Source organism: Burkholderia sp. BC1 (genome assembly GCF_052683555.1).
In genome coordinates, this window is record NZ_JBQYLP010000008.1 from 77,836 (window position 1) to 94,398 (window position 16,563).

Annotated in this window: 19 protein-coding genes and 3 pseudogenes; 11 read left to right on the plus strand and 11 right to left on the minus strand. The window is 65.7% G+C overall.

Annotated features, from left to right (window positions below):
• Window positions 1-41 precede the first annotated feature (41 nt).
• A complete protein-coding gene (locus ACSHSS_RS06120; protein ID WP_445544714.1) occupies window positions 42-1,499 on the minus strand; it encodes an MFS transporter in 1,458 nt (485 codons plus the stop codon).
• Between the two features lie 292 nt (window positions 1,500-1,791).
• On the opposite strand from ACSHSS_RS06120, the pseudogene ACSHSS_RS06125 reads away from it, so the two are divergent.
• The 5 genes and pseudogenes from ACSHSS_RS06125 to ACSHSS_RS06145 form a co-directional block, all read left to right on the plus strand.
• Window positions 1,792-2,112 (plus strand): annotated as a pseudogene (locus ACSHSS_RS06125) (LysR family transcriptional regulator); the annotation flags it as partial.
• 154 nt (window positions 2,113-2,266) lie between these two features.
• Window positions 2,267-3,367, plus strand: a complete 1,101-nt coding sequence (locus ACSHSS_RS06130; RefSeq protein WP_445544715.1) for an NAD(P)H-dependent flavin oxidoreductase — start codon at window positions 2,267-2,269, stop codon at window positions 3,365-3,367.
• A 128-nt stretch (window positions 3,368-3,495) separates the two neighbouring features.
• Window positions 3,496-3,867: a GFA family protein gene (locus ACSHSS_RS06135; RefSeq protein ID WP_012213319.1), complete on the plus strand. Its 372-nt coding sequence runs from the start codon at window positions 3,496-3,498 to the stop codon at window positions 3,865-3,867.
• Window positions 3,864-4,010 carry a hypothetical protein gene (locus tag ACSHSS_RS06140; protein WP_445544716.1) on the plus strand — a complete coding sequence of 49 codons (147 nt, stop codon included), beginning with the start codon at window positions 3,864-3,866 and terminating at the stop codon, window positions 4,008-4,010. The genes ACSHSS_RS06135 and ACSHSS_RS06140 overlap by 4 nt, the downstream gene beginning before the upstream one ends.
• A gap of 132 nt (window positions 4,011-4,142) precedes the next feature.
• Window positions 4,143-4,589, plus strand: coding sequence for a MarR family winged helix-turn-helix transcriptional regulator (locus tag ACSHSS_RS06145; RefSeq protein WP_012213318.1), 447 nt, complete (start codon window positions 4,143-4,145; stop codon window positions 4,587-4,589).
• 310 nt (window positions 4,590-4,899) lie between these two features.
• Here ACSHSS_RS06145 and ACSHSS_RS06150 read toward each other — a convergent pair whose 3' ends face one another.
• From ACSHSS_RS06150 to ACSHSS_RS06170, 5 genes and pseudogenes are all read right to left on the minus strand, one after another.
• Window positions 4,900-5,232, minus strand: a complete 333-nt coding sequence (locus ACSHSS_RS06150) for a DUF4148 domain-containing protein (protein ID WP_105840495.1) — start codon at window positions 5,230-5,232, stop codon at window positions 4,900-4,902.
• A 70-nt stretch (window positions 5,233-5,302) separates the two neighbouring features.
• Window positions 5,303-5,617: a DUF4148 domain-containing protein gene (locus tag ACSHSS_RS06155; protein ID WP_445544717.1), complete on the minus strand. Its 315-nt coding sequence runs from the start codon at window positions 5,615-5,617 to the stop codon at window positions 5,303-5,305.
• 63 nt (window positions 5,618-5,680) lie between these two features.
• Window positions 5,681-6,010 (minus strand): DUF4148 domain-containing protein, encoded by a 330-nt coding sequence (locus tag ACSHSS_RS06160; protein ID WP_445544718.1) that lies wholly within the window; start codon window positions 6,008-6,010, stop codon window positions 5,681-5,683.
• 59 nt (window positions 6,011-6,069) lie between these two features.
• The gene (locus ACSHSS_RS06165) at window positions 6,070-6,489 is read right to left on the minus strand and encodes an organic hydroperoxide resistance protein (RefSeq protein WP_006400035.1); all 420 of its coding nucleotides are present in this window, start codon (window positions 6,487-6,489) and stop codon (window positions 6,070-6,072) included.
• A 264-nt stretch (window positions 6,490-6,753) separates the two neighbouring features.
• Window positions 6,754-7,011, minus strand: a pseudogene (locus ACSHSS_RS06170) (RidA family protein); the annotation flags it as partial.
• A gap of 108 nt (window positions 7,012-7,119) precedes the next feature.
• On the opposite strand from ACSHSS_RS06170, the gene ACSHSS_RS06175 reads away from it, so the two are divergent.
• Window positions 7,120-7,491, plus strand: coding sequence for a hypothetical protein (locus ACSHSS_RS06175; protein ID WP_445544719.1), 372 nt, complete (start codon window positions 7,120-7,122; stop codon window positions 7,489-7,491).
• On the opposite strand, the gene ACSHSS_RS06180 is transcribed toward ACSHSS_RS06175, so the two are convergent.
• Window positions 7,458-8,276: a response regulator transcription factor gene (locus ACSHSS_RS06180; RefSeq protein WP_006400032.1), complete on the minus strand. Its 819-nt coding sequence runs from the start codon at window positions 8,274-8,276 to the stop codon at window positions 7,458-7,460. The two genes, ACSHSS_RS06175 and ACSHSS_RS06180, sit on opposite strands and share 34 nt — an antisense overlap.
• Before the next feature lie 173 nt (window positions 8,277-8,449).
• Here ACSHSS_RS06180 and ACSHSS_RS06185 point away from each other — a divergent pair, with 173 nt between their 5' ends.
• Together ACSHSS_RS06185 and ACSHSS_RS06190 are read left to right on the plus strand one after the other, a co-directional pair.
• Complete coding sequence (locus ACSHSS_RS06185; RefSeq protein ID WP_445544720.1) at window positions 8,450-9,295, plus strand: carbon-nitrogen hydrolase family protein; 846 nt, start codon at window positions 8,450-8,452, stop codon at window positions 9,293-9,295.
• Between the two features lie 136 nt (window positions 9,296-9,431).
• Window positions 9,432-10,772, plus strand: a complete 1,341-nt coding sequence (locus tag ACSHSS_RS06190) for an APC family permease (protein ID WP_445544721.1) — start codon at window positions 9,432-9,434, stop codon at window positions 10,770-10,772.
• 167 nt (window positions 10,773-10,939) lie between these two features.
• Here the strand turns inward: ACSHSS_RS06190 and ACSHSS_RS06195 are convergent.
• Both ACSHSS_RS06195 and ACSHSS_RS06200 read right to left on the minus strand, forming a co-directional pair.
• Window positions 10,940-11,393 (minus strand): annotated as a pseudogene (locus ACSHSS_RS06195) (helix-turn-helix domain-containing protein); the annotation flags it as partial.
• Window positions 11,394-11,712: 319 nt separating this feature from the next.
• On the minus strand, window positions 11,713-12,201 hold the full coding sequence (locus tag ACSHSS_RS06200) for an aminoacyl-tRNA deacylase (RefSeq protein WP_006400028.1): 489 nt from the start codon (window positions 12,199-12,201) through the stop codon (window positions 11,713-11,715).
• A gap of 467 nt (window positions 12,202-12,668) precedes the next feature.
• Here ACSHSS_RS06200 and ACSHSS_RS06205 point away from each other — a divergent pair, with 467 nt between their 5' ends.
• Window positions 12,669-12,956 (plus strand): YciI-like protein, encoded by a 288-nt coding sequence (locus ACSHSS_RS06205; protein WP_445544723.1) that lies wholly within the window; start codon window positions 12,669-12,671, stop codon window positions 12,954-12,956.
• 6 nt (window positions 12,957-12,962) lie between these two features.
• Here ACSHSS_RS06205 and corA read toward each other — a convergent pair whose 3' ends face one another.
• Window positions 12,963-13,940, minus strand: a complete 978-nt coding sequence (gene corA, locus ACSHSS_RS06210) for a magnesium/cobalt transporter CorA (protein WP_006400026.1) — start codon at window positions 13,938-13,940, stop codon at window positions 12,963-12,965.
• Window positions 13,941-14,117: 177 nt separating this feature from the next.
• Between corA and cydX the strand changes: the two genes are divergently transcribed.
• Window positions 14,118-14,261, plus strand: coding sequence for a cytochrome bd-I oxidase subunit CydX (cydX, locus tag ACSHSS_RS06215; RefSeq protein WP_012213311.1), 144 nt, complete (start codon window positions 14,118-14,120; stop codon window positions 14,259-14,261).
• Window positions 14,258-14,875: an AAA family ATPase gene (locus ACSHSS_RS06220; RefSeq protein ID WP_012213310.1), complete on the plus strand. Its 618-nt coding sequence runs from the start codon at window positions 14,258-14,260 to the stop codon at window positions 14,873-14,875. Before cydX ends, ACSHSS_RS06220 begins: the two co-directional genes overlap by 4 nt.
• Before the next feature lie 97 nt (window positions 14,876-14,972).
• On the opposite strand, the gene ACSHSS_RS06225 is transcribed toward ACSHSS_RS06220, so the two are convergent.
• Window positions 14,973-16,073, minus strand: coding sequence for a saccharopine dehydrogenase family protein (locus tag ACSHSS_RS06225; protein WP_006400022.1), 1,101 nt, complete (start codon window positions 16,071-16,073; stop codon window positions 14,973-14,975).
• Between the last annotated feature and the right edge of the window lie 490 nt (window positions 16,074-16,563).

Below are 16,563 nucleotides of genomic sequence, written 5' to 3' on the forward strand. Positions count from 1 at the left end.
AAACGGCCGGGCGGCGCGCGACGCGCGACGCGCCCGATTCGTCACACCGGATTGATCTCGTCCTGGCTACGGCGCGTGGTCAGCGGCCCGAGCACGCGCAGCGTGATCGCGACGATCGCGAGCGCGACCGAGATCGTGCCGAACATCGCGCCCGCGCCGCCGCGCACGAGCACCGGCAGCAGCACGAACGGCAGCGCGCCGCTGACGATGCGCGACAGCGCGTACGTGCTGCCGATCGCCGTCGACCTCACGCGTGCGGGAAAGATCTCGGCCTGATAGACGTGATACGCGTTGCTGAACACGTTCGACGCGCAGGTCGTCAACACGCCGAAGCAGACGATCAGCACCGTATGGTTCGAATACGCGAAACAGAGCCCGAACGCGGCGATCGACAGGATCGACGCGATCACGAGCGTGCGGCGCTCGATGCGATGGAGCAACGGAATCGACAGCAGCGAGCCGAGCGGATAGCCGAGAAACGACAGCGCGAGGAACAGCGTGCTGTCCGTCACGTCGAAGCCGCGGCTTTTGACGACGACACCCGCGAGCGTGCCGAAGCCGTAGTAGCCGAAGCCCTGGAACAGGTGAAAGATCACGAGCATCGCGTAGCGCGAGCCGTACGGCCGGCGGCGCAGCAACGCGAGGCGTTCGCCGAGCGAGAGCGGCCGCTGCGGTTCGACGGGCGCGGCGAAGCGCTCGGGCATGCGTACGCCGGCGCTGTCCGCAAAGCGCCGTAGCGTCGCGTACGCTTCGTCGTCGCGCCCCTGCGCGAGCAGCCAGCGCGGGCTTTCCGGCAGCCGGTGCCGCACGAGCAGCACGTACACCGCGCCGAGGCTGCCGATCGCCAGAATGATTCGCCAGCCGGCCACGCTGCCGACGTGCAGCGGGTTGAGCCATAGCGCGAGAAAGCCGACGAGCGGTACGGCGACATACGAGGTCGTGTACGCCCACGCCGCGAGCCGTCCGCGCTTGTCCTTCGGCAGGATTTCCGACAGGAAGCTGTCCGCGACCGGGTAGATCGCGCCGACGCCGATGCCGGTCAGGAAGCGGCACGCGACGAGCATGTCGGCGTTTACCGCGAACGCGCCGATCAGCGAGAACGCGCTGTACCAGACGAGCGTCAGCAGGAACGCGCGACGGCGCCCGATGCGATCCGCGACGCTGCCGAGACACATCGCGCCGACGAACATCCCGATGAACGCGGAGGCGAGCAGCAGCTTGAAATCGGCACTCTCGCGGTTCAGCCCGAATTCGCTTTGCAGCGCGGAACCGATCGTGCTGACGAGAAAGATCTCGTACATGTCGAAGAACAGGCCGATCCCGATCACCCAGACGACGAACCGGTGCAGCGCGCCGACCGGAAGATCGTCCATGAAAGCGCCGAGCGTGACCTCGCGGGCAGGAACGGGCGCCGGCTCGGCGGCGGAGCGGGCGGCAGGCGGGGACGCCGGTGCGGGCGGCGCCGCGCGGCCGCCGAGATCGAGGGAAGGGCTGGTCATCATGTCTCCGATTGTTGGAACCGCCGGGCATCGCGCCCGGTCGGCGACGGCCGGCACAACGGCGCACCGGCCATGCGAATCGCGTCAGTCCCGCGCCGCGCCGCGAGGGCCGAATGCGCGGGCTGTGCCGATCGTCCGACACATGCTCCGCGAATTTTCGGCTGCCGATAATTGAGGATGTTTCAAGCGTCCTTTCCCGTGCAGAAAGGGTTGGCGGCGCGTGGGCGCGCACGGGGCTACGGGTATAGAGTGCATGCCCGTGTCTCGGCGCCGGCGCGATCTTGCGAGTGCCATGGACCAAATCGACGCGATGAAGGTGTTCGTCGCCACGCTGGACGAGCGCGGCCGCGCCGGCGCCGGATGGCGGCTCGCCCTTCGCGGGCCGCGTGCCGCCGCGTGATCGCGTTTCTTGAGGCCCATACCGGCACCGCGCTGCGCTACCGGACCACGCGCACCATCCGGGGACGACGAAGCCGGCGAGCGCCACGCGGCCGCGTGGCGTCGCCTCCTCGCGGATTTCGAGGAAGCCGACATGCCGCTGGCCGACGAACGCTCTGCGCCGCTGACGGTCACCGCGCCGGTTGCCTTCAGCGAGGACATCCCGCGCGCGCTGCGTACGGGCTGTGCGCCGCTCGTGCACCGCACCGCTCGCCGCCGATAGCGCGCTCGACTGCCCGTGACGTACGATGGCGCAGCAACGCGGCGCGCGCAGGCGCACCGGCACCCGATTCGACCGACCTTTCGATCGCGATACAGGAGGCAACGACATGAACGCATCGACCGAACACCGCGCGCTGCTGCGCCAGCTCGGCATCCGCGTGCCGATCATCCAGGCGCCGATGGCCGGCGTCAGCACGCCGGCGCTTGCGGCCGCGGTGTCGAACGCGGGCGGGCTCGGCTCGCTCGGCGTCGGCGCGACGAATGCGGACGGCGCGCGCAAGATGATCCGCGACACACGCGCGCTCACCGACCGGCCGTTCAACATCAACGTGTTCTGTCACCAGCCGGCGCGCGCCGATGCGGCGATCGAACGCGCGTGGCTCGACTGGCTCGCGCCGGCGTTTCGGCAATACGGCGCGACGCCGCCGGCGTCGCTGTCGGAGATCTATACGAGCTTCGTCGCCGATCCCGCGATGCAGGCGATGCTCGTCGAAGAAAAGCCGGCCGTCGTCAGCTTCCATTTCGGGCTGCCGTCGGCCGACGTGATCGCGGCGCTCAAGCGCGCCGGCGTCACGCTGTTCGCGTCCGCGACGAATCTCGACGAAGCGCGGCAGATCGCCGACGCCGGCATCGACGCGATCGTCGCGCAGGGCGTCGAGGCCGGCGGCCATCGCGGCGTGTTCGATCCGGCTGCAGGCGACGACCGGCTCGGCACGTTCGCGCTCACGCGACTGCTCGTGCGCGAATGCGCGCTGCCCGTGATCGCGGCGGGCGGCATCATGGACGGCGAGGGGATCGCCGCGGCGCTCGCGCTCGGCGCACAGGCCGCACAGCTCGGCACCGCGTTCGTCGCGTGCCCCGAAACCTCGATCGACGACGGCTATCGCCGCGCGATCCTCAGCGACGCGACGCGGCACACGACGTTCACCGCGGCCATTTCGGGTCGCGTCGCGCGCGGCATCGCGAACCGGTTCACCGCGCTCGGCGCCGATCCGCGCGCGCCGGCCACGCCCGCCTATCCGATCGCCTACGACGCCGGCAAGGCGCTGCACGCTGCGGCGAAGGCGAAGGGCGAATTCGGCTACGGCGCGCAGTGGGCCGGGCAGACCGCGCCGCTCGTCCGCGCGCTGCCCGCCGCCGAGCTGTTCGCGACGCTCGAGCGCGAGACGCGCGCCGCGATCGCGCGACTGCAGCGCGCGCTCGACTGAGCGCGCCCGCGCGGCGGCGGCCGCGGGATTGCAACGTCATGTATCCGCACGCAACGCGGATACAGTGCGATACGCAGCCGTCGCGCGCGTTCGCTATAACGCAGATATCGCCTTTTCCGGAGCACGCGATGTCTGCCACCTGGTTCAGCGGATCCTGCCATTGCGGCGCCGTCCGCTTCGAAGTAAAAGCTGCCCTCACACCGGCGGTGCGCTGCAATTGCAGCCTGTGCCGCCGGCGCGGCGCGCTGATGAGCCCGATGTTCGACGGGCGCGACCTGAAGATCGTCGAGGGCGAGCGCATGCTGAGCACGTATCGCTTCAACACCGGCACGGCGCGCCACTATTTCTGCAGCCGCTGCGGCGTCTATCCGTTCCACCAGACGCGCATGGATCCCGCGTGCTGGCGCGTCAATCTCGGCTGCATCGACGGCATCGATCCGTATGCGCTCGACGCCACGATCGCCAACGGTGCGAGCCTGTCCGTCGTGGAGGACGCATGAAACGCTGGCTGACGATCCTGCTGTTCGCCGCGGGCGGGCTCGCGACCGAAATCGCGCATCCGGTGCAGTGTTCGCTGCTGTCCGTCGGCCGGCTGTCGTCGGTCGGCGACCGTCGGTGCCGGGACGACGCAACGCACATCTGAGCGCGCGCGCCGCTTCGCCGCGCGGGCCGCGCTCCATCGTCGATCGCGAACGATTCTCCTGCTTCCGATACGATCGCATGCGATATATAATGCGCGTATCTGCGACCGTTTCCGCGTCGAAGGAGAACGCCGATGAAACCGAACGATGCACAACCGCCGAAGCTGTCCGAGTTCCTCTGTTTTGCGATCTATTCGACGAACCTCGCGTTCGGCAAGGCGTACAAGCCGATCCTCGAGGAGCTCGGTCTCACCTATACGCAATACATCACGATCATCGCGTTGTGGGAGGAGGGCAGCCTGACGGTCGGCCAACTCGGCGAGAAGCTGTTCCTCGAATCGAACACGCTGACGCCGATCCTGAAGAAGCTCGAGGCAATGGGTTATCTGGAACGCCACCGCGATCCGTCGGACGAGCGCCAGGTGCGCGTGAGCCTCACCAAGAGCGGCCGCCGCGTGCGCGAAAAGGGGCTCGGCATGAACCTCGTCGAGGCAACCGGCTTGAAGCCCGACGAGTTCGCGAAAATGCAGAAGGCGATCGTCACGTTGCGCGGCAATCTGATCGATTCGATCGAAGACTAGCCGTCGTCGGGCCGGCGAAGCGCATGCGAGCCGGCCCGTTTCTTACTCCCCCGCGTTTCTTGTTTTCTCCGTTCACGCGCGCGCAGCCCGCGCATCGCGGCGCGCCATTTCGTCGAGTGCACGGAGCGTTCGCAGGCATATCCGTTTCAGATGTCGGCGATGCGTATCGCCCACGAACGCCGACCACGTCGTCGGCTCAGTCACACTCGCAGTCACTTGTCGCGATATATCGGCTCCAAATATAAAGCGCACGCGATTACATCGCATGCGCTTTATATCCCGGCGGACGGCGGCGGTTTCGCCGCGCCGCTCAATGCCCGAAGTAGATCGAGCGCTCGACCGTACGAACGGCGCGGCGGCTGCCGGACTGCGTCGCGGCGTCGGCGTCGCGGCCGTAGCCGGACGTCTGCACGTCCGGGACGGCGATGCCGTTGTCGTGAACGCGCTTCAGCGCGGCCTGCAGATTGTCCGGATAGTTCGGATCGTTCGGCCGGTTCGGCTGGTAGCCGGCTTGCTGGAGCGCGGCCAGTTCGGCACGCAGTTGTGCGCGCGTGACGGCAGCGCCATCGGAGGCAAACGCCGGTGCGGCGAGCGCGGCGGACACGGCAACGAGAAGGGTGGCAAGCAGCGGGGTTTTCATCATCGACCTCGACAAAAAAGATGCGTAAGGTGTGCGTCGCGCGCCGATCGTCGGCGCCCGCGCGCGGGTTCGTTCAGTGTCCGAAGTAGATCGAGCGGTCGGCGACGCGCGTTGCGAGCCGGCTGCCCGATTGCGCGACCGGTGCGGCATCACTGCCGTATGCGGACGCCGACGCCCGATCGTTCGCGTGAATCCGCGACAGCGCGGCTTCCAGGTCGACCGGATAGTGCGGATCGTTCGCGCGGCCCGGCGCGTAACCGGCCGCTTCGAGCTGGAGGAGCTCCGCGCGCACTTGCGCACGCGTCAGCGCGGATTCATTGGCGAACGCCGGCGCCGCAACGGCGGCGGACACGGCAACGAGAAGAGCGGCAATCAATTGGGTTTTCATCGTCGACCTCGACAGAAAGAGAAAGGATTCAAGACTTCTTCAGGTATGGCGGCAAAGCGGCGCTCAATGACCGAAATAGACGGAGCGCTCGGCGACGCGGACCGCCGCACGGCGGCCGGACTGCGTCGCGGCGTTGCCGTCGCTGCCGTACGCGCTGCGCGACGCGGCACCTGCGATCGCATCGTCCGCATGAAGCTGCGAAAGCGCGGCCTGGAGACTGTCCGGATAAGTCGTATCGCTGGCCCGGTTGACCGCGTAGCCGGTCTTTTCGAGTTGCACGAGTTCGGCACGCACCTGCGCACGCGTGACGGTGGAGGGATTCGCAAAGGCCGGCGCGGCAACGGCAGCAGACGCGGCGACGAGCAGGACGGCAATCAGTCGGGTTTTCATCATTCACCTCGGTAGGAAAGCGGAAATTCGGCAGAGCGGCGTGCGGCCGCCCGATGCATGAGTCAGACGATGCGGATTTCGACGTCGATGTTCCCGCGCGTCGCCTTCGAATACGGGCAGGTCTGATGCGCGGTATCGACGATCTGCTGCACGACGTCGCGATCGAGGCCCGGCGCGCTGACGTTCAGCCGCGCCTGCAGAAAGTACGCGTTGCCGCCCATCCCGAGATCGACTTCCGCGTCGACCGACAGATCGGCGGGCAGCGTTACCTTCGCGGCACGCGCGGCGAGTTGCATCGCGCCGATGAAGCATGCGGACCAGCCCGCCGCGAACAACTGCTCGGGATTCGTGCCGTCGCCGGCGCTGCCCGGCGACGACAGGCGAATGTCCAGCCGACCGTCGGAACTGCGCGCGCTACCGTCGCGGCCGCCGGAAGTCGTGTGCGTCTTACCCGTGTACAGCACTTTGTCGATCTTGCTCATCGTTTGCTCCGTCAGTGGAAGGTTTTGTTCAGATGCGATTCGATCGCATGCGATGGAGTTTCGTCGACGAGCTGCACCATGTCAATCTCATTCGATTAAATCGCATGCGATATTTTGTATTTCAATGTATCGAAAACCGGCTATGCCTTGTGCGGCAACGGTCTCGGGCGATCGGGCGGTGCGGCGATCCGGCGCTGCAGGACACGGTTCGGTACGGAAAAGCGGGGTCGGCGTAAGGGGAATCGATGCCGAGCGGGCCGGGCGTCACGTATGACGAATTTCGGCGATCACGACGGGGATGACGGTCGCGTCGGGCGGCAACTCGCGTTGCGAGAATGCCGAGCGCGCATCGCCCGCCTTGTCGCCGAGCACCGTCGCGAACAGGTCGGACGCGCCGTCGACGACGGCCGGCAGCCCGAAGAAGCAGTGCGCCGATGCGACGTGCCCCTCGACACGAACGATGGGTTGCATCCAGTCGAAGCCGCCGAGGTGCGGGGGAATTTGCGCGAGCACGTTCAGCGCATCGCCGACGCCGCCCGTCAATGCGAGCGGTTTCGGCTTCGATGCCGACCGCATCGAAGAATTCGATGTGCGGACTGAGACGCGGCGAGGCAAGTTCGAACGCCCGCGGTGGCGCAACTGTCTTGCGTCGCAGGAACAAATGGCGATGCGCGCAGTGCGGGCGTAGGGCGGCGCAAGCGATGGGACGCAACCGACGGGACGGCGAGGGCCGAAGTGCCCCGTTCAGGCATGGCGGTTCGCCGCCAGCGAAACGGTCAGTTCGATAAAAACTTAGCGCTCGTCGGGATAATTCTTCTTATCACAATAGCCATATTGAAATTCCAAACTGGCGATTTCAAAAACGCGTCTCACGTCATCCGGCATGCTGTTTCGATGCTGAGCAGGAACGAAACCGGAACAGGGAAGGGCGACAACATCGTCGATAGCGCTCGCCTGCGCGTCGCGCATCACGCCGGCTCGTTCGCCTTCCCGGCGTCGTAGAACATCGCGAACAGTTCGGACTGGGAGCTGATGCCGAGCTTCGCGTAGATGTGCTTCTTGTGCGCGCGCACGGTTTCGAACGAGATCGACAATTTTTCGCCGATCGCGCGCGACGAAAACCCGCTCAACGACAGCATCGCGACTTCGATCTCGCGTGTCGTCAGCGCGCCGCGTCCGCTCTTGCCGGTCAGCATCCCGAAGCGCGCATGCGGATCGGGCGCGTCGCCGTCGGCAGGGCGGGGCGCCGCTTTCGTCGCGAATTTCTCGAAATGCAGCCGCTGCTGCATCAGCGACAGCACCCACGGCGAGTACAGCGTCAGCAGCGCAATTTCGCGTTCGTCGTATTTGCTGGTCTTGCCGAGCGAAAAACCGAGCGTGTGGTCGCGATCGATCACGACGTTGAAATGCACTTCGTCGCCGACGATGTTTTTCTTGAAATAGCGCTGGTAGTACTCGGTCATCCGGAAGTTGTCCGGCGCGACGTCGGCCAGCGTGTAGAAACCCGATGCCTGCATTTCGAATGCCGCGAGGTAGAACGGATCGAGCTGATAGAGCGCGGCCAGATAGTCCTGGAACATCACGTCGATCTTGCCGTCCGGCATCGCCTGCTCGGCGAGCACGAGCGGCGCCGCATCGCGCGCGAAGCACAGCGCGACCCAGTTGTCGAAACCGACGTGACGCTCGAGCACGCGCGTGAGCCGTGCCCAGAAGTGCGGGCCATCGAGCGCATCGATGGCCGAGCCGATCTCCCGATGAAAGGCGAGATCTCGCCATTCGAAGTCCATCGTGTGCTCCGGTGAGGGTAACCCTGGCGGGGAATTTCGGGCCAAAAATAATACCCCGATAATCGACACCGGTTCGAACGGCAGCCGCACGGGCGCCGTTCCGGTTCGCGAAGTGCCGCGCGGCGCGCAGTGCGTGCGGCATAGATGAAAGGCAATTGGAAGGAGACGGCTTCATGCAGGTGGAACTCGCGCAACTATCGCTGATCGACGGCGACGTCGCGCACAACACGCACAAGGTCATCGACGCAATCGCACGCGCCGACGTCGCAGGCGGCACGAAGCTGATCGTGTTTCCGGAAACGACGCTGTCGGGTTTTCCGACGCGCGAGAACGTGGCCGACGTCGCGCAGCCGCTCGACGGCCGCGCATTGTCCGCGGTGCGCGACGCGGCGCGGCAAAAGGGCGTCGCCGTCGCGGTCGGCCTGGCGGAGCGCGACGGCGACCGGTTCTACAACACGACGGTGCTCGTCGACGAGCAGGGCGACATCGCGCTGCGGTACCGCAAGACGCATCTGTGGGCGTCCGACGTCGGCGTGTTCGCGCCGGGCGACCGCTTCGCGACCTGCCGCTGGAACGGCCTGACGGTCGGCGTGCTGATCTGCTACGACATCGAATTCCCTGAAACCGCGCGCGCGATCGGCTCGCTCGATGCCGATCTGCTGATCGTCACGAACGGCAACATGGACCCGTTCGGTCCCGTGCATCGTCGTGCGATCGCGGCGCGCGCGATGGAGAACCAGATGTTCGCGTTGATGGTGAACCGTTGCGGCACCGGCGACGACGATCTGACGTTCGCCGGGCTGTCCGCGCTCGTCGATCCGTTCGGCGACACGGTGCTCGAACTGGGTCGCGAGGAGGCGATCGCGCGCACGCGCATCGATCCGACGCGTCTCGAAGCAAGCCGCGAGCACTACAACTATCTGCACGACGCACGCGTGCCGCTCGGGCTCGTACCGATCGAACAGCCGGACGGCCGGCGCGCGCTCGCAATCGAAACGCCTCGACAGCGCGTCGGCTGACGCGGTCCCGATTTCGGTCCATTCACGGCATCGCGCGCACGCTGCGTGCGTGCGGTACCGGCTCATCCAATCGAAATGCCGGCCGCAAACGGCCCGAAGGCATTCGCATCGGCCCCCGCGGGGCCCAGGAGATAACATGCAAGCGTCGTCGTCCCAAGAATCGCCGCGCCTGAAGCGCACGCTCGGCCTGCCGTCCGTGCTGCTGTTCGGTCTCGCCTATATGGCTCCGCTGATCGTCTACGGCACGTACGGCGTGCTCGCGAAGGCGAGCGACGACACGGCCGCGCTCGCGTATCTGCTCGCGCTGATCGCGATCGTGTTCACGGCGCTCAGCTACGGCAAGCTCGCGCGTCTCTTTCCGGCCGCGGGCTCCGCGTACACGTACACGCGCAAGACGTTCAGTCCGCACGTCGGCTTCATGATCGGCTGGGCGACGCTGCTCGACTACTTCTTCCTGCCGATGGTGATCTGGCTGATCGGCGCGGCATATCTGAACGCCGCATTTCCTCATGTGCCGACGTGGATCTGGATCGTCGCGTTCATCGTGCTGACGAGCGGACTGAACATCGTCGGCATCGAGCTGGCCGCGCGTTTCAATATCGTGCTGATGATCGTGAAGCTGGCGATCGTCGCGATGTTCGTCGTGCTGTGCTGGCACTACGCATCGGCGGCGGCGGGCGCGGGCGGGATCGCGATGGCCGAACCGTTTTTCAAGCCGCACGTGCGGTTCGGCGCGACGATGGCGGGCGCCGCGATCGCCGCGTATTCCTACCTCGGCTTCGACGCCGTATCGACGCTGACCGAGGAAACGATCGATCCGAAGAAGAACATGCCGCGCGCGATCCTGCTGATCGCGCTGATCGGGGGCGCGATCTTCGTGATCGCCGCCTACACGATGCAGCTCGCGCATCCGGGCGTCGCCTTCAAGGACACGGATTCGGCCGCGTTCGAAGTGGCGAAGATGATCGGCGGCGATCTATTCGTGACCGTGTTTCTTGCCGGCTTGATCCTCGCGCAATTCGCGTCGGGCATCTCCGCGCAGGCGAGCGTGGGGCGGCTGCTCTATGCGATGGGCCGCGACGAAATCCTGCCGAAGCGCGTGTTCGGCTTCATCCATCCGCGCTTCAAGACGCCGGCGATCAACATCGCGCTGGCCGGCATCGTCGGGCTCGTCGCGCTGAAACTGGACGTCGCGACGTCGACGTCGTTCATCAACTTCGGCGCGTTCCTCGCGTTCACGGCCGTCAATCTGTGCGTGATTCGGCTGTACCTTTCCGGCAATCATGGCGAGCGCCGGATCGGCGTGGTCGGCGGGCTCGTTTTTCCGGCGATCGGTGCGGTGTCGGATATCTGGCTGCTGGTCAGCCTCGAGAAGACGGCGATCGTGCTGGGCGTCGTGTGGTACGTACTCGGGCTCGTGTACTTGTGCTGGATAACGCGGCTGTTTCGTCAGGCGCCGCCGGAGGTGGCGATCTGAGCGGAACGAGGAGGGGGCGCGAGTGGCGGTGCGGTCGGCGGACCTGCTTCGCGCCGCTTGTTGGCGCGTTTGCGGGGTCGCGCGGACGATGCGGCGTTCCTCGGGACGCTCGTTGAGCGGTTCCGGTTCGAACGGCGCGCCGGATACGGTGGCGATTGATAGAGTCTGCCGTCGATCTGGATCAGTTCGCCGGGACAAGTCCTGCGTGCTGGCGGCCGATAGACCTTCGGCGGCCGCTGCCGGCGCGGCATCCACAAGCCAGCATCCGTCATCAGCTTCCTGACCGGTTCCTTTGACAACTGCTCAGCCCGTGGCATTCCCACAGCTTCTCGCAGGCCAATGTCGGGCCCAAATCGGCGTAGCGCTCACGGATGATCGACAGAGCCCGGTCAGCGGCTCCTGGATCCAGGCGGCGGTTGCCGGGCTTCGACCGGTGTCCCGCACCAATCCCACCGGGCCGTGCTCACGTAACCGGGCGACCAGCCGACGGACCTGCCGGGTCGTCAATTCCAGCCGTTCCGCTGCACGCCACGGCTTAAGCTTGCCGTCGGCTACGTCCTGGATGACCTTGAATCGATCCAGCTCGCGCATCGTCATCGTGATCCGCTCCGTTGCAGCCATCGCAGCCTCCGGCGCCGGGAAACCGGCAGCCGGACAGCTTACGCGGCCCGAAAGCGGACATTTCTATGTAGCCAAAAGCGGACATTTCAATCTAGCCACTACAACCGATTTTGTCGATAATTGTGATTATGTCAAATATCGAATTTCCACAAAGCAGCGTCTAAAACGCGCCCATACAAAGCGCGCAAAACGACGACGCCCGCTTCCCGCGGCCACCATCCGGCAAGCCACAAACCAGTCCGCTCGACCACCAACGCACGCACCGGCCGCGGCGACCGTCACCGGCCACCGCCAACCTCCAACAAACGCATCGTCCCGCTCAGGACAACATCATCCCTTGCATCCGATGCGAAAAATGCGCGCGCTCGGCCGTCTCCATCAACGACAGAAATTCGTCCTGCGTCATATGGATCAGCGCTTCGTGGTCGCCGGCCTCGAAATAGACTTCCGGCTGCTGCGCGAGCCGTTCTTCGAGGAAGGTTTTCATCCCGTACGCCATGCAGACCGGCGGCAGCGCGCCCATGTCGCAATCCTTGAACAGTTCGCGCAGTTCGACCTCCTTGGCGAGCACGAGATGGCGCCCGGTCTTGACCCATAGATCGGACAGACGCACGGCATGCGTCGTCGGCAGCACGGCGGCGACGTAGCCATCTTCGTCCTCGAGCAGCACGGTTTTCGCGAGCCGATCGCCGGGAATATGCGCGGCGGCGGCCGTCTCCATGCTCGTATGGCTGTACGGGTGATACACGACTTCGTATCGGGATGATTTCTGGCGCAGGCAATCCTGCAGGGTGGCTGACACTGGCATGGCACACCTCGTCTGGACTGGACAAGTGGGCAACGCGGGCGAGCGAAGCTCGCTCCGGATTCGTTCAGCATAGGTCGCATTCGCGCCGATGGAAATCGGATCTGTCGACGTGTCGGCCGGCGCACTTTTCCGATCGGCAGCGATTTTTGCCGCACCATCGTGCGCCCTCGCCGCGCGTAAAAATTGCGTTCAGTCCATGCCGAATAGCCGCAATACGGGCCGGCTTTCTGCAGACTGAAGCGCCGATGCGCCGAAGGGTGCGGAAACGCGGACCGAAGCCGCCGGCATTGAACGGGCGGACCATTAGTTGCAAATAAGAGAGCAGCGATACGAGCTGCAGCGACGACTTCGCGACGCGCGGCGCGAGGCACGACGCGCCATCATCGCAGCCTGCCAAACGACGCACGCTGTCCTATACTGACCGCGCCGCGCGCGATCCCGCGCGCCGACCGATCCCGGGAGCCATCATGCATTTCCAGCTGATCTACGATCTCGTCGACGACTATCTGGCCCGCCGCGAAGCATTTCGCGCCGAGCATCTGGCGCTCGCGCGGGCTGCCACCGAACGCGGCGAACTCGTGCTCGCCGGCGCGCTTGCCGATCCGGCCGACCAGGCTGTGCTCGTGTTCGAAGGCGATTCACCAGCCATCGCCGAATCGTTCGCGCGTGCCGATCCGTATGTGCAGAATGGGCTCGTCAAGTCGTGGCGCGTGCGTCCGTGGCGCGTCGTGGTCGGCAAGTACGCGCCGCAGTGACCGCGGCTACAGCCACCCTGCGCGCTTGAAGCGCCACCACAGCGCGAGGTCCGCGGCGACCATCACCGCGATGCAGCCGTAGAACCCATATTTCAGGTGCAGCTCGGGCATGTTCGCGAAGTTCATCCCGTAAATGCCGGCGATCATCGTCGGAATCGCGAACAGCGCGGCGAACGAACCGAGCCGCTTGGTCACTTCGTTTTCGGCGAGCGAGATCATCCCGAGATTCACCTGGATCGCCGTCACGACCATCTCGCGCCGCCCTTCGATCGTCTTCACGATCCGCTGCAGATGGTCGTACACGTCGCGGAAATAGTTCACCATCCCGCTGCAGACGTTCGGAATGCGGCCGCCCGTCAGCTTCGCGAGCGGCTCGATCAGCGGCGCCGTGTGCTGATACAGCAGCACGAGCCGGCGCTTCAGCGAATAGAGATCCTCGATGATCGCGCGCGACGACGCCGTCGTCGCCTTGGCGAAGATGCGGTCCTCGAGCTCGTCGAGCTCGTTGCCGAGCGTCTCGAGAATCGGAAAGTAGCGATCGACGACCTGATCCATCAGCGCGTAGAACACGAACGCCGACCCTTCGCGCAGCAGCTCGGGCTCGCGCTCGCAACGCTTGCGCACTTCGCGGAAATCCTGCTCGGTATGGTTGCGGATCGACAGCACGTAATTCGGGCCGACGAACAGGTTCAGTTCGCCGACCTTGAATTCGTCGTCGTCGTCGAGCTCGACCGTATGCAGCACCGCGAACAGCGAATCGCCGTACTCCTCGATCTTCGGCCGCTGATGCCCTTTGCGTGCATCCTCGAGCGCAAGCTCGTGCAGCCCGAACTCCTCGCCCATCAGCTCGAGCTCCTCGGGCGTCGGGTCCTTCAGCGCGACCCATACGAAGCATTCGGGCTTCGATACGTAGTCGCTGATGGCCTCGATCTCGATGTCGGCCAGCTTGCGGCCGTCCTGATATGCAGCGCAGTTGATCAGCATGTTGTCGGATGATGTTGCCGTTTTCCCGTCAGTTTACCGGTTTGCCGCGCGCGCGGCCGGCTTGCACCGTGCGCCGATATTGGTCATGATCGGGCTCTCGCGCGTCGCCGCCCGCGCGCCGGCCCGTACGGCCGTGCGGACGCGACCATGCAGCGCAACCGTCAAGGAGGCAGACCTATGTGGTATTTCGCGTGGATACTCGGAATCGGCGTCGCGCTCGGCTTCGGCATCATCAACGCGATGTGGCTCGAAGCCGAAGTGTTCTCGCGCGACGGCCGCCGCGCCGCGCCCGCTTCGCATGCCGGGAGCCGCCGCTCGTGACGCATCTGGTGTTCTTCTGCGGCCACGCCGGCACCGGCAAGACGACGCTCGCGAAACGGCTGATCCGGCCGCTGATGCGCGCGACCGGCGAGGCCTTCTGCCTGCTCGACAAGGATACGCTGTACGGCCGCTACAGCGCCGCCGCGATGGGCGCGCTCACCGCCGATCCGAACGATCGCGACAGCCCGCTCTTTCTGCAGCATCTGCGCGATCCCGAGTACCAGGGCCTGCTCGATACCGCACGTGAAAACCTCGCGCTCGGCATCAGCGCGATCGTCGTCGGCCCGCTGTCGCGCGAGGTGCGCGACCGCCGCATTCTCGATCGCGCCTGGCTCGGCATCGCGCCCGACGTCGCGCTGACGGTCGTCTGGGTGCATACCGCCGAAGAAGTCGCACGCGAGCGGATCGTCGCACGCGGCAACCCGAACGACGCATACAAGCTCGCGCACTGGGACGAATACCGGCAGCGCCGCTTCGTACCGACCGGCTCCGAATGCGACGGCATCGTGATGTTCGACAACACCGCGCCGTCCGACGCCGACGTCGACGCACTGCTGCTCCGCATCGTACCGCCCGCCCCGGCCGCGACGATCGTCCCGCCGCTGCCGGCCTGAAGCGCGCACGCGCCCTTCCCTGCGCCGAAACGACAACGCCGGACGTGCGGCTGCACGTCCGGCGTCGTCCGGCCCTCTCGGTCTGGTTTCTTCGTTATCAGGCGAGCGCGTGCACGCGCTCCATCGTGCCGCCGTCATACAGCTTGCCGAAGCGGTTCGCGAGGAACGCCTTCAGCGACACCTTCTCTTGCGGGATGAAACCGCTCTGCGGCAGCTTCTTCTCGCGGAACAGGTCCAGCACCGCGCACATCGCACCGGCGGTCGTGATCTGGATCGCGCTCATGTGCATGCCGCACACTTCCTTCGCGAAGATCTTGCGCGTGAACACGTCCTGCACGAGCTGGCCGTCCTTCACGCCCGTCACCGTGATGAACACGAGCACGACGTCCTGCTTCGTCGACGGCACAGCGCGGCGCATGATCGACTTCAGCGTGTCGCGATCGCTCGACAGGCGCAGGTCCTCGAGCAGGAACTGCACGAGATCGCGGTGCCCCGGATAGCGGACCGACTTGTAGTCGAGCGACTCGACCTTGCCCGACAGCGTCTCGCACAGCGTGCCGAGGCCGCCGGACGTATTGAACGCTTCGTATTCGGTGCCGTCGAGCGAGAAATGCTCGAGGCCTTCGAGCGGCTGCACCCACTGCTTGCGGCCGTCGCGGATCGCTTCGCACGGCTGGCAGTATTCGTTGATCAGCCCGTCGACGCTCCACGTGAGGTTGTACTTCAGCGCGTTGGTCGGATACTCGGGCAGCGCGCCGACGCGCATCTTCACGTCGCGCACCTCGGTGAAGCCGTTCACGAGCTCGTGCGCGGCCAGGCCGATGAAGCCCGGCGCGAGGCCGCACTGCGGCATGAACGCGCGATCCGAACCTTCGGCGAGTTCGCGGATCGCGTGCGTCGCGCGCACGTCTTCGGTCAGGTCGAAATAGTGGACGCCTGCGGCCTTCGCGGCGGCCGCCACGTTCACGGCCAGGTAGTACGGCAGCGCGTTGATCAGCGCATCGAAACCCTTCACGGCTTCGCGGATCGCTGCGGCATCGGCCGAGTCGACCCGTTGCGTCGCGATGCCTTCGCGCGACAGCTTCGCGAGCGCGTCTGCGTCGCGGTCGAACGCGACGACTTCGTAGTCGCCCGTTTCGCGCAGCATGTGAGCAATGGTGTGGCCGATCAAACCGGCGCCGACGATGGCGATTTTCATGCGCTTATCTCCTGATGATGGGTTGGTGTTGTGGACGGCGTCGAGCCATGACCCGCAGTGTAGAGATGCGCAAAATCAGTTCCAAGACGAAGAATGATGCGAAACGACCGATAACTTCGACGCAATGACGACACATTTCGCCGAAACGACGAAACACTGCCGAAACGACCGTGGCGCGCGGCTCGGCGGGCGCGCGCGACGTGCCGATTCGCCGCACGCGGACGCGTCGACCGGCAAGGGAAATCACGAAGGAAAAGCGGCAATTGATGGCGATCGAAACGCCGATCGCTGCGCATCGCGCACCGAGGTAACGCCAACCGCGAGTGCATCCGGCCAGCGCCGATCGAATTGCCTCACGAACGGCAAATGGGGTTCGCCGATCGCTCGATCGGCATCGTCATGAAGGACGGAGACGCTTAGCCCGCAGGCGGAAACGATGGACGCACGTTCGCGTCGCGCGGCGCGACGAGCCGGACGACGACGCGCCCGA

Coding starts and splice junctions, on each gene's coding strand:
- ACSHSS_RS06120 (WP_445544714.1), bottom strand. CDS start 1,499: ATGACCAGCCCTTCCCTCGATCTCGGCGGCCGCGCGGCGCCGCCCGCA.
- ACSHSS_RS06130 (WP_445544715.1), top strand. CDS start 2,267: ATGAACGCATCGACCGAACACCGCGCGCTGCTGCGCCAGCTCGGCATC.
- ACSHSS_RS06135 (WP_012213319.1), top strand. CDS start 3,496: ATGTCTGCCACCTGGTTCAGCGGATCCTGCCATTGCGGCGCCGTCCGC.
- ACSHSS_RS06140 (WP_445544716.1), top strand. CDS start 3,864: ATGAAACGCTGGCTGACGATCCTGCTGTTCGCCGCGGGCGGGCTCGCG.
- ACSHSS_RS06145 (WP_012213318.1), top strand. CDS start 4,143: ATGAAACCGAACGATGCACAACCGCCGAAGCTGTCCGAGTTCCTCTGT.
- ACSHSS_RS06150 (WP_105840495.1), bottom strand. CDS start 5,232: ATGATGAAAACCCCGCTGCTTGCCACCCTTCTCGTTGCCGTGTCCGCC.
- ACSHSS_RS06155 (WP_445544717.1), bottom strand. CDS start 5,617: ATGAAAACCCAATTGATTGCCGCTCTTCTCGTTGCCGTGTCCGCCGCC.
- ACSHSS_RS06160 (WP_445544718.1), bottom strand. CDS start 6,010: ATGATGAAAACCCGACTGATTGCCGTCCTGCTCGTCGCCGCGTCTGCT.
- ACSHSS_RS06165 (WP_006400035.1), bottom strand. CDS start 6,489: ATGAGCAAGATCGACAAAGTGCTGTACACGGGTAAGACGCACACGACT.
- ACSHSS_RS06180 (WP_006400032.1), bottom strand. CDS start 8,276: ATGGACTTCGAATGGCGAGATCTCGCCTTTCATCGGGAGATCGGCTCG.
- ACSHSS_RS06185 (WP_445544720.1), top strand. CDS start 8,450: ATGCAGGTGGAACTCGCGCAACTATCGCTGATCGACGGCGACGTCGCG.
- ACSHSS_RS06190 (WP_445544721.1), top strand. CDS start 9,432: ATGCAAGCGTCGTCGTCCCAAGAATCGCCGCGCCTGAAGCGCACGCTC.
- ACSHSS_RS06200 (WP_006400028.1), bottom strand. CDS start 12,201: ATGCCAGTGTCAGCCACCCTGCAGGATTGCCTGCGCCAGAAATCATCC.
- ACSHSS_RS06205 (WP_445544723.1), top strand. CDS start 12,669: ATGCATTTCCAGCTGATCTACGATCTCGTCGACGACTATCTGGCCCGC.
- corA (WP_006400026.1), bottom strand. CDS start 13,940: ATGCTGATCAACTGCGCTGCATATCAGGACGGCCGCAAGCTGGCCGAC.
- cydX (WP_012213311.1), top strand. CDS start 14,118: ATGTGGTATTTCGCGTGGATACTCGGAATCGGCGTCGCGCTCGGCTTC.
- ACSHSS_RS06225 (WP_006400022.1), bottom strand. CDS start 16,073: ATGAAAATCGCCATCGTCGGCGCCGGTTTGATCGGCCACACCATTGCT.